The sequence below is a fragment of the Streptomyces sp. NPDC043870 genome (assembly GCF_056435785.1).
In genome coordinates, this window is the sequence record NZ_JBWKDT010000046.1 from 40701 (window position 1) to 51138 (window position 10438).

Here is a 10438-nt window from a genome sequence, read left to right on the forward strand (position 1 = left end):
CCCGGCCCGAGTCCTATCCCGTTCATGACGTTCCCACAGAAAGGGCCCCACATGGGTAGCAGCGTCGAGACGCTGGAATTCCAGGCCGAGACCCGCCAGTTGCTCCGACTGGTGATTCACTCGATCTACTCGAACAAGGACATCTTCCTGCGCGAGCTGATCTCGAACGCCTCCGACGCACTGGACAAGCTGCGGCTGGAATCGCTGACCGACTCCAGCCTCGTCGAGATCGACACCACCGACCTGCACATCTCGTTGGAGGTCGACAAGGACGCCCGCACATTGACCGTCCGTGACAACGGGATCGGCATGAGCCGGGACGATCTCGTGGAGCTCATCGGCACGATCGCCAAGTCCGGCACCGCCAGCCTGCTGGAGAAGATCAAGGAGTCCAAGGACGCCGCCACCGCTGAGAGCCTGATCGGGCAGTTCGGCGTCGGCTTCTACTCGGCGTTCATGGTTGCCGACAAGGTCACCCTGCGCACCCGGCGGGCCGGCACCGACTCCGGCACCCAGTGGGAGTCCGACGGCGAGGGCGCCTACACCATCCAGGCCGTCGACAACCTCCCCGTGGGCACCTCGGTCACCCTGCACCTCAAGCCCGCCGACAGCGAGGACGGGCTGGCCGACTACCTGTCCGAGTGGAAGATCCGCCAGATCGTCAAGCAGTACTCCGACTTCATCCGCTGGCCTATCCGGATGGCCAAAGAGCGTACCGACGCCGACGGCTCCACCACCTCCGGCGTCGACACCCTCAACTCGATGAAGGCGCTGTGGGCCCGACCGCGCGCCGAGGTGACACAGGGCGAGTACAACGAGTTCTACAAGCAGATCAGCCACGACTGGCTCGACCCGGCTGAGACAGTCCACATGCGCGCCGAAGGCACCTTCGAGTACGAGGCGCTGCTGTTCATCCCCTCCCAGGCGCCGTTCGACCTGTTCTCCCGCGAGACCAAGCGCGGCGTGCAACTGTATGTCAAGCGCGTGTTCATCATGGACGACTGCGAAGCGCTGATGCCGAACTATCTGCGCTTCGTCAAGGGCGTCGTCGACGCCCACGACCTGTCGTTGAACATCTCCCGCGAGATCCTGCAGCACAACCGCCAGATCCGCGGCGTACGCCGGCGCCTGGTCAAGAAGGTCCTCGGGGCGATCAAGGACATGCAGGCAGGCGACGGCGAGCGCTACGCAACGCTCTGGGCGCAGTTCGGACGGGTGCTGAAGGAAGGCCTGATCGAGGACACGGACAACACCGAGGCGCTGCTGGAGCTGGTGTCGGCCGCCTCCACGCACGACCCGGAGAAAACCACCACCCTGCGCGAGTACGTCGAGCGCATGAAGGAGGGCCAGGAGGCGATCTACTACCTGACCGGCGAGACCCGGGCGATGGTGGAGAACTCCCCCCACATGGAGGCCTTCTCCGCCAAGGGCTATGAGGTCCTGATCCTCACCGACCCCGTCGACGAGGTCTGGGCCGACCAGGTCCCGGCCTTCGACGGGCACCGACTGCAGTCCATCGCCAAGGGCCAGGTCGACCTCGACGAGCCTGCCGAAGGCGACCAGGATGCCGAGCAGGCCAAGCGCGAGCAGGACTACGCCGCTCTGCTGCCATGGCTGACCACCGCCTTGTCCGAGCATGTCAAGCAGGTCCGCCTGTCGTCGCGACTGACCACCTCGGCGGCATGCATCGTGGGGGACGCCCACGACATCACCCCGACTCTGGAGAAGATGTACCGGGCGATGGGACAGCAACTTCCCACCGTCAAGCGCATCCTGGAACTCAACCCCGCACACCCGCTGATCACCGCCCTGCGCACAGCGCACGACGCCAACGCCGACAACCCCGCACTGGCGGAGATCGCCGAGCTGATATACGGCAGTGCGCTGCTCGCCGAAGGGGGCGACCTTCCCGACCCAGCCCGCTTCACCCGGCTGCTCACCGACCGCCTGACCCGCACTCTGTAACTATGGGTGCGGCCCGGCACAGCCGAAGCGCCCGGTCGCACCCACCCGACCTCGCCACCCTCACGCTCCCCATGAACCCGCCCGCCCCGGCACCCCGTACGGGGGTGCCGGGGCGGGCGGGTCGGTACGGCACGAGTGAGGCCCGCAGGGACCACCGGGAGGCCGAGCCCCGGCTCAGGATGGTGTTCAGAGGCCAGGCGTGTCGCGTTCCGAGAATTGTGGAGATGGCGGATCCCCGGCACGGTCCGCGGTCCGGAGCTTCCGGTGTACGGGGAGCCGAACGGGCTCGTCGACGTCGCCATGGCCCTGGCGTACGGCGGACTCTCCGCGCCGGACAGGTCGCCGGAGTGGAGTGGGACAGCAGCGATGCGGGAAGCGGTAGACGCCTTCCGCAAGGGGCCTGGGATGCGGTCATGACCGCCTGGGCTGCCCGGGCGGCGCGCGGAACACGACGGCCTTGAACTGCTCCCGACGCCATCCGGGCAAGCTGGGCCAGCGGCAGTAGTGGCGCTCCTTGGCATTTCGCCCTGTCAGGGGCGAGTGGACAGGATCCCTGGGACGCGGCTGCTTTGGCTGATCCAGGAAGCGACATCTTTGTCGATGTGCTCGACCAGGCGCAGGACTTCGGCGTGTGCGTCAGGGAGGGTGAGTCGGCGCGCCCTCGGCGTGGCCGAGGGGCGGCCCGAAGACGCAGTCGGTCTGCTCGCGCACGATGATGCCATCGTCGACGAGCCAGTCCACCAGCTTAGGGGCCGCCACTGACAGTGCATCGGACGTATGTATCTGTCTCGCGCCGGTGGTGTTCGCGTCATTTGCTGCGAGGTCGTCCTCTGCGGCCTGGTGCTGGAGAGCGTCCTGGCCTAGGGAGGGCGTGCCGGCGTGATGACGCTGGAGTCGCTGCAGACTCGAGCCACCGTGATCCGCGCCGGGCGCCGGACGACGCTCGTCTGCATCGCCGACTGGTACGCAGGCCAGATCCTCGCCCCAGTGGCCACCTCGACCATCGAGGCCGCGACCGGGCAAAGCCGAGAAAACCTGCCGGACGTGCAGCTATGGGTCATGGCCCGCCTCACCGCACGGTCTGCCGAGGAGCTGGATCTGCGGGACTGGGAACCCTGCGGGCAGCTCCTGCCGAGCGGATGAAGCAGGCGGCTCGCCAGTTCCGCGGCCTGTCCTGATCCCGTCCACCGACCGCGCCGCGCGGGCGCTCCGTTGACGCGTCTCCAGAGCTCTCACGCTGTTCAATGAGGCTGCGCCATCTTGAAGTGGCTGGTCAGCAGCGGTGGTGTGACCCCGTTTCGGGCTGCTTGTACTGGTCTCTGGGGTGTAGATCGTCCGGCGGGGTGGTTTTGCCGATGAGTTCACCGTCCTCGAACGGTCTACCCAGCGATACGACCGTTCTCGACAGGAGTGCCATGTCCACCATCCAGCCAGTGATCATCACTGCCGACCAGGACGTTCTGCTCGGCTTCTATACGAAATTGTTCGGCGCCGAGGAGATCTTCCGGGTACCTGCGGAAGGCCCGGCCTTCTACCTCGGCTTGCGCATCGGCGACACCGACCTCGGGCTGGTGGCCAAGACGAACCCGGGGACCGGGGCGGCACCGCGGATCCTGCTCAGCATCGGTGTCGACGACGTCGACGAGATGCTCGGCCGGGTGACGGCGCTGGGCGGCTCGGTCCGCGGCGGCCCCAACGACATGCCGTGGGGACAGCGCGTCGCCCACATCCAGGACCCCGACGGCAACCCGGTGAACCTCACCCAGCCGATCCCGGCTCAGTGACGCTGTTCCGGGCGCTTGTGCTGGTCATGGGCTGCCTGCGGTAGAGATCAATTGCCTGTAGTGGCCTCGATGTTCGTCAGTACGAGCAGCACGCGAAGCAGGTGGGTGGCGCGAGCATGGTCAGTGCGGAGCTTGGTGAGGATCCGCCAGTTCTTCAGATGGGCGAAGCCGCGTTCGACCGCGGCGCGTCCGGCGGCCAGGATGCGGTTGGCCTCCCTTTCGGCGGGTGCGAGATTGCGGGCGCGGGTGGCCTTGAAGCCGGGGACGACCACGGGGTCGTCCCCGTCGTCGTCCAGGCCGACAAAGCCCAGGTCGGCCAGGGCGCCGAGACCGGCAGCGCGCAGGTGGGCCAGGATATGGTCGCGGCGGGCGGCGGTGATGTCGTGGGTGCGGCCGGGCAGGGCGGCCGATATCCACACCAGATGGCCCCGCTCGTCGGTCAGGGCAAGCACGTGCAGGCCGTGGCGGCGATGCTTGCCGGAGTAGTTCGGGCGGTTCGCTTTGGCGGTGCGGCGCTGGGTGGGGATGAGGGTGCCGTCGATCAGGACGACTCCGCCGCGCCGTGCGATCTTCTTCGGGGCGCGGTCCAGGCGCGGTCCAGGCGCGGGGCCTTCGCGGCGAGGAGGGCGATCAGCTCGTCGCGCCAGCGGCGGACGGTGGTGGCGGAGATGTCGTTGCCGTCGGCCATGCCGGCCAGGCGCTGGTCGTGTCGGAGCACGGCCAGGATGATCACCGCGATCCTCCCGGGCGGCAATGCCCGCCACCGGGAGCGTATGGCCTTGAGATGGCGGCGCAACAGGTCGGCGACGTAGGTCAGGGTGCGCGTGGACAGCGGCAGGCGGCACTGGTAGACCAGGGTCGGTGTCCCCGGCGTGCTCTTTGGTATTCGTCACACAATTCCAACAGCCGCCGGGGGCACCTCGGTTACGCCCCGCCGGTGTGCGGCCTGGTCACGCGCGGGTGGTGAACTTCCCGTCGGGTCGTTTGTGCAGCCAGCCGCGGTCGGCCAGCTTCGTGAGCTTCCCGCGCGGCGGCTCCAACTTGCCCCTCACCCCGGTGTCCAAGCCCAGTACCTCGGCGATCTGCCGAGTGGAGACCGGGCCGTCGGCCTGCCGCACGGCGGTCAGGATGCGCTCGTACTCCGCCGGCAGCGCGGACTCAGGCAACCCCGGCGCGCGATCCGGAACCAGCCGCACCGCCCGACCCGCCACCTGGACGACCGGCGACCCGGCCTCCGCGAACCCGTCGGCGAGCTGCTCACTCATCCGCTGCCACACCCGCTCGGCCACGGCGGGCTCATCCCGCTCAGCCCGTACCTCCGGCAGCTGCTTGACCAGCTGTTCTTCGAGCCCCTCCAGCTCCGCACACCGCGCGGCGATCCGCTCCAGCACTTCGGGATCCATCATGCGCCGGAGCGTAGGAGCGGCACCCGCGACGACGGACAGGAATCCGCAAACCCACCCCTGCCCAACGATGTTCATGGCCGCACCCTCTTACCTGGCCCTGACAGCCCGCTCCGGGGGCCGGTCGTGGCAGTAGGCATGGGGGAGGTCAACGGGGGGCAACGGTTCGCGGAAACCCGCCGGTCGATCTGAGCGAGTTTGTCGTTCGCTCCAGCGAGGGTGATCTGGAGCCCTTCGACCTCGCCGAGCCAGCCCTCTCGCTCGGCCTCTGCGACGCGGGCGGTGATGTCGTCGCGGATGTCGATGATCCGGGCCCGTTGAGCCGGGTCGGGCCAGGGTCTCGGGCATCGCAGGCAGGCGTTCTCATGAATGCAGGGGGTTGAGAGGGCCCGTCCGCAGAGGCCGGCGGCGACCTTGCGCCGTTCGAAGTGGCCGAGGAACTCCTGCCATTCGGCATCCGTGGGGGTGCGGTACTCCTCGCTGGGTCCGGTCCAGGTAGGCGAGCAACCCTGAAGCGCAATCCGCAGGGGATGTTGCGGAGGTCTCAACGCGGAACAGACTATGGGTAGTTGCATACGTGTCCAGAACATGGCAAGGACAGTCCGAGTGCTGGACCGCGGCCGGGGTGCAGCGGGCCTCAACGCCGTCGCTCATCTCACGCGGTGGGGCTCCCCAGAATCAGAGGACTCAGGAGGCGACAATCCGAATGAACTGAGCCCCGTTGCGGCCAGGCCCGCTGCCCCTGGGCTGTGCCATGTGGATCTTAGAATTCGAAGACGCTCGAGCCTTCGGAATTCTTTATGCACTCGTTCGAGAAGGTGTGCTCGTAGCTCACGCGCTTGCCCTGCCACACGCCTTGTGCGGTGACCGTGACGGGGTCGTACTGCCTGGTGCAGAAGCGCGGCTCTTCTCGCGTGATCTGCGCCAGCTGGCTGAAGTCCCCTTGTGCCTCTCGGAGCGCGGCGCATGCGTCCTTGGGGGCAGGATGTGTGCCGGCCGCGGTGGGGGTACAGGTGAGAGTCACGGCGCGCTGAGGTGCCGCAGCGGCGCTTTCTCCGTGTGTCGTGGTAAGTACCAGGGCCGAGGGGGCGTACAGCGAGGACGGGGCACTGTGCGCGGTACCGGCCATTGAGCCCATCAGCGCGAAGGTGAGCGCGACGCCGGTCGCAGTCCACCGAGCGGTCTTCCGCATTTCCTTTCCTTTCCTTGTGAGCCTGTTCGGTCTTGCTCTTCATTTCGCGTTTCCGTCTTCGCTTGGCTCAACCGGCGAGTGCCAGTCAATGCATGAATTTCGGAAACGTGCCACTTTCAATCAGTGGCTAGGATGTCGCGGGTGACAGTGCGGAAACGTCCAGCGCAGCGCGGTATTCCATGCAGCGATACCGGATCCCGGGGCCGAATGCCACGGTTGGCAGACGGCTGAATCCCTTCGCAGGACAGGATGCTGGGCCCGGCTGTCCCGCTGTGCGTAGGCCCCAGGGGGACTGGAGATTGCTCTGGAACCCACAGCGCGTCGTTACGTGCAACCCGTCGTCCGGGCGCTCGATCGACCCGCGTGGAGGCAAGTACCCCGGCAGGCGGGTTCGCCGGGTCGGCCAATGCTCGGCGCTCTGCTGGGTAGCCGACTTGTGTCGTCCGCAGGGAAGGAGCCCCCGCATCGTGATCGTTGTCGCGTGCCTGCTGCTCCCGGCGGTGGCCCTGCTGCTGTTTTGCATGGATCGCATAGAAGACCAGATGCCAGGAAAGCCGCAGCCACGCGACGCCCGCGGCCGCCCCCGGCGGGCGATCCGCAGAGGCGCCGACGACGCCTTCGCGGATCGCTGAACGCGAGCCTGAGGCTTGCCTGGCAGCTGTCGGCGGACGGTTCGGTGGCGGAGGGCGGGCTTCGGCGTCTGGGGGCCATCGCCGCCGCCAGCATGGTCTCGGCAGGCGTTTGGAGTACGTGGCGCCAGGGATCGCATGCGGGTCTGGCGTAGAGGGCCCGCGGGTAGCGGGGACCGCCTCACCGCGCCGGGAACCACCGACGATGATGGTCGGGCCCGAGCCACGGGGCGAGGTCCCCGTGCCCGACATTGGGTGCGGTGGCATCCCACTGGTAGCTCCCGGGGATCAGGCTGAGCCTCCACCAGCCGGATGATCGAGATCAGATCGGGCGAGCCTCAGAGGCACGGGCACCTCCCATGGACACGTCCTCCGTCGGTCCCGGCTGTGTACTCGGGGCGGCCGAGAAGCAGGGTGGGCGGCCACCCGTAGTGCCGTCGAATGGCACGGTTGTGGCTGTGCGAGGTACCGACGGGCGCGCTTGACGACCCACTTCTCTCTAAAGGCATGTTTGGTGATGCACCGCTGTCTCAGACAGGGGCGAGCAGGATTGCCTGGGAATCGGCGCCGGTTGGGGAGTTCACCGCGCGTGTGGGGGCATGCGCCTGGTATGGCTTCCGGACGGCGCAACGAGCTTGGCAGGGCCGGCAGCGAGGAGCCCCCGTGGCCCGGCACCCGGGGTGCTGGCGCTGCCCCCGATGAGCCTTCGGACCTGCCGAAGAAGTCGTGGTGGGCGGTGCTGAAACGCACCGTGAAGGAGTTCACCGGCGACGAGCTCGGCGACCGGGCGGCGGCGCTGACCTATTACGGAGTGCTGGCGCTGTTCCCGGCGATTCTGGTTCTCGTCTCTGTCCTGGGCATTGCAGGGCCGTCGACCACGAAGAGCATGGTCGACAGTCTGACCAAGCTCACGCCTGGTGCTGCCCGCGGCATCATCACCGATGCGGTTGCGCAGCTGCAGTCCAGCAGTGGCACCGGCTCGGTTTTCGCGGTGGTGGGCCTTGTGCTGGCGGTGTGGTCTGCCTCGGGCTATGTGGCGGCGTTCATCCGCGCATCCAACGCGGTCTACGACATTCCCGAAGGTCGTCCGGTGTGGAAGGTGACACCGCTCAGGCTGGTGCTGACGCTGGTTTTGATGGGGTTGGCGTGCGTCAGTGCGTTCATCGTGGTGTTCACCGGCAGCCTGGCCCAGCGGGCCGGGACGGCTTTGGGCATCGGGCAGACGGCGCTCACGGTCTGGGCGATCGCGAAGTGGCTGGTCCTCCTCGTCTTGGTCATCATCATGATCGCGGTTCTCTACTGGGCAGCCCCCAATGCCCGCGGCCGGGGCTTCAAATGGGTCACTCCGGGCAGCTTCCTGGCACTGGCGATCTGGATGATCGCTTCGGCTGGATTCGCGCTGTACGTGGCGAACTTCGGCTCCTACAACAAGGCCTACGGAACTCTGGCCGGTGTGATCATTTTCCTGGTGTGGCTGTGGATCACGAACCTGGCGATCCTCCTCGGGCTGGAATTCGACGCAGAGATGGCCCGTGAACGAGCGATCATCGCCGGGCACCCCGCGGACGACGAGCCCTACGTCGAACCGCGCGACACTCGCAAGTGGACCGAAGAAGACCGAAGGGGGATGGGCGAATCCTGACTCCCCCTTTCCTGGCAGCTGCGCCACTCGCGGACGTCGACGCCCGGCGCTCTCTGCAGGGTGAGCCCGGCCATCGCGGGTAGCCGCGGTTACGTCCCCAGCACGAGGAGGCGACACCATGCCGGACGGCAATGAGCACCCACCGGTGCGGCACGGCCAGGAATCAGTGGGCGAGCTGGTCGAACAGGTATCGGAGCAGTTCTCCCGGCTGATCCGGCAGGAGCTGCGGCTGGCGCAGGCCGAGATGCGGCAGAAAGGCAGAAGGTTCGGGATCGGCGGCGGCCTTTTCGGCGGCGCGGGCCTGACCGGATTCCTCGCCCTGCAGGCCCTGGTCGCCGCGGTGATCGCGGCCCTGGCTCTGGCCCTGCCCGTGTGGGCGTCCGCGCTCATCACCGCCGCGGTTCTGGCGGCTGTCGCCGCCGTCCTCGCGGCCGCCGGGAAGAAGCAGGTCGCTCAAGGCACGCCCGCGGCGCCCGAGCAAGCCATCGAGGGCGTCAAGGCCGATGCCGCTGAGATCAAGGAAAGGATGAGTCACCGATGACCGGCACCCCCCAGGACGACGCGATTCCCGACACGCCCGAGGAACTGGTCGAAGAGGCCCAGGCCACTCGGGAGGAACTGGGTCAGACCTTGGAGGCACTCGCCGACAAGACGGACGTCAAGGCGCGAACCCAGGAGATGGTCGGCGACATCAAGACGCAGGTCGAACATGCCGCGGCCGAAGCGAAGGACAAGGCCGCCCAAGCCGCCCATCTCCTGCACGACAACACCCCCCAGCCCCTTCTCCAAGCTGCCGGTGCAGCCCGCCGCAACCGCATCGCTCTGCTCGCCGGCGGCGCAGGCATCCTGGTGACGGTGATGCTGGTGCGGCGCGCCAGGAGGTGAGAATGGTGAAACCTTCCAAGATCGCTTACAAGCCGGTCGGAGTATTGGCCGGGGCGGCCAGTGGAGCGGCGGCAGGTGCACTGTTCAAACAGGTCTGGAGAATCGTCGGCCATGAGCAGGACGCGCCCGACGCCACCGATGAACACCGCGCCTGGCAAGAAGTCCTCCTGGCGGCAGCACTGCAGGGGGCGATCTTCGCCGCGGTCAAAGCCGCCACCGACCGCGGCGGCGCCGTCGTGGTACGCCGCCTAACCGGCACCTGGCCCGGATGACACCGCGCCCCCGGCGCCGTACCCGAAGCAGCAGAGACGAACGCCCCGCAGACCGGGAGACAGTCCGCCCGGGTCCCTGGTCCCAACCCGTGATCACAAAGTCGCCGAGCAGTCCAAGAACTATCGGTACTCGACCAACCATCAGGTCGTCATCGACGCCGATACGCGGCTCGTCGTCGCGCTTGGCCGACCACTGCCGGGCAACCACTGCAAGGCGTGGGAGGAATCCGGCGCCAAAGCCGCCGTCGGCGACACCACCACGATCGCCGATGGCGGCTGTCGCGGCACCGGACTGGTGATGCCCCACCGCCGTCGGGCCGGTGAAGAACTATCCGCCTGGAAGGAGGAGCACAACCGCTCCCACAGACAGGTCCGCGCCAAAGTCGACCACGTCTTCGCCCGCATGGAGACCTGGAAGATCCTCCGCGACTGCCGCCTCAAAGGTGACGGCGTCCACCACGCCATAACCGGCATCGCCCGCCTGCACAACCCCACCTTGACCGGATAGAAGATCGAGCCACATCGACCAGCCACCCCGCACCGACTCAAAGATCAGTTGTGGGACACCCTTTAGGCCCAATACCGGTGATTTAGGTGCTTTTCTGGCGTTTGCTGGTTGGTTTGGTGGGTGGAACGAGTGTGACTACCGCAGTGGGTGGTGGGGAT

The 10438-nt window shown here is 67.4% G+C and carries 13 protein-coding genes and 1 pseudogene; 9 read left to right on the forward strand and 5 right to left on the reverse strand.

The window, feature by feature from the left end; genetic code table 11:
* Positions 1–51: 51 nt before the first annotated feature.
* Positions 52–1965: a molecular chaperone HtpG gene (gene htpG / locus AC0699_RS34025; RefSeq protein WP_478668101.1), complete on the forward strand. Its 1914-nt coding sequence runs from the start codon at positions 52–54 to the stop codon at positions 1963–1965.
* Between the two features lie 636 nt (positions 1966–2601).
* Here the strand turns inward: htpG and AC0699_RS34030 are convergent.
* Positions 2602–2724 (reverse strand): hypothetical protein, encoded by a 123-nt coding sequence (locus AC0699_RS34030; protein WP_478668104.1) that lies wholly within the window; start codon positions 2722–2724, stop codon positions 2602–2604.
* A gap of 120 nt (positions 2725–2844) precedes the next feature.
* On the opposite strand from AC0699_RS34030, the gene AC0699_RS34035 reads away from it, so the two are divergent.
* Together AC0699_RS34035 and AC0699_RS34040 are read left to right on the forward strand one after the other, a co-directional pair.
* A complete protein-coding gene (locus AC0699_RS34035) occupies positions 2845–3108 on the forward strand; it encodes a hypothetical protein (RefSeq protein WP_478668107.1) in 264 nt (87 codons plus the stop codon).
* Between the two features lie 272 nt (positions 3109–3380).
* Positions 3381–3749 carry a VOC family protein gene (locus AC0699_RS34040; protein ID WP_478668110.1) on the forward strand — a complete coding sequence of 123 codons (369 nt, stop codon included), beginning with the start codon at positions 3381–3383 and terminating at the stop codon, positions 3747–3749.
* A 47-nt stretch (positions 3750–3796) separates the two neighbouring features.
* On the opposite strand, the gene AC0699_RS34045 is transcribed toward AC0699_RS34040, so the two are convergent.
* The 4 genes from AC0699_RS34045 to AC0699_RS34060 form a co-directional block, all read right to left on the reverse strand.
* Entirely contained in the window at positions 3797–4339 is a 543-nt protein-coding gene (locus AC0699_RS34045; RefSeq protein WP_478668135.1) for a transposase family protein, read from the reverse strand.
* Entirely contained in the window at positions 4291–4467 is a 177-nt protein-coding gene (locus tag AC0699_RS34050) for a hypothetical protein (protein WP_478668142.1), read from the reverse strand. The genes AC0699_RS34045 and AC0699_RS34050 overlap by 49 nt, the downstream gene beginning before the upstream one ends.
* 232 nt (positions 4468–4699) lie before the next feature.
* On the reverse strand, positions 4700–5155 hold the full coding sequence (locus AC0699_RS34055; protein ID WP_478668114.1) for a hypothetical protein: 456 nt from the start codon (positions 5153–5155) through the stop codon (positions 4700–4702).
* Between the two features lie 760 nt (positions 5156–5915).
* The gene (locus tag AC0699_RS34060) at positions 5916–6344 is read right to left on the reverse strand and encodes a subtilase-type protease inhibitor (RefSeq protein ID WP_478668116.1); all 429 of its coding nucleotides are present in this window, start codon (positions 6342–6344) and stop codon (positions 5916–5918) included.
* 467 nt (positions 6345–6811) lie between these two features.
* Between AC0699_RS34060 and AC0699_RS34065 the strand changes: the two genes are divergently transcribed.
* The 6 genes and pseudogenes from AC0699_RS34065 to AC0699_RS34090 all read left to right on the forward strand — a co-directional run.
* Positions 6812–6976, forward strand: a complete 165-nt coding sequence (locus AC0699_RS34065) for a hypothetical protein (RefSeq protein ID WP_478668119.1) — start codon at positions 6812–6814, stop codon at positions 6974–6976.
* 607 nt (positions 6977–7583) lie between these two features.
* On the forward strand, positions 7584–8615 hold the full coding sequence (locus tag AC0699_RS34070) for a YihY/virulence factor BrkB family protein (protein WP_478668122.1): 1032 nt from the start codon (positions 7584–7586) through the stop codon (positions 8613–8615).
* 118 nt (positions 8616–8733) lie between these two features.
* Positions 8734–9156 (forward strand): phage holin family protein, encoded by a 423-nt coding sequence (locus AC0699_RS34075; protein WP_478668125.1) that lies wholly within the window; start codon positions 8734–8736, stop codon positions 9154–9156.
* Entirely contained in the window at positions 9153–9500 is a 348-nt protein-coding gene (locus AC0699_RS34080) for a DUF3618 domain-containing protein (protein WP_478668129.1), read from the forward strand. Before AC0699_RS34075 ends, AC0699_RS34080 begins: the two co-directional genes overlap by 4 nt.
* A gap of 5 nt (positions 9501–9505) precedes the next feature.
* Positions 9506–9772, forward strand: coding sequence for a DUF4235 domain-containing protein (locus AC0699_RS34085; RefSeq protein ID WP_478668140.1), 267 nt, complete (start codon positions 9506–9508; stop codon positions 9770–9772).
* A 70-nt stretch (positions 9773–9842) separates the two neighbouring features.
* A pseudogene (locus tag AC0699_RS34090) lies at positions 9843–10280 on the forward strand (transposase family protein); the annotation flags it as partial.
* Positions 10281–10438 lie beyond the last annotated feature (158 nt).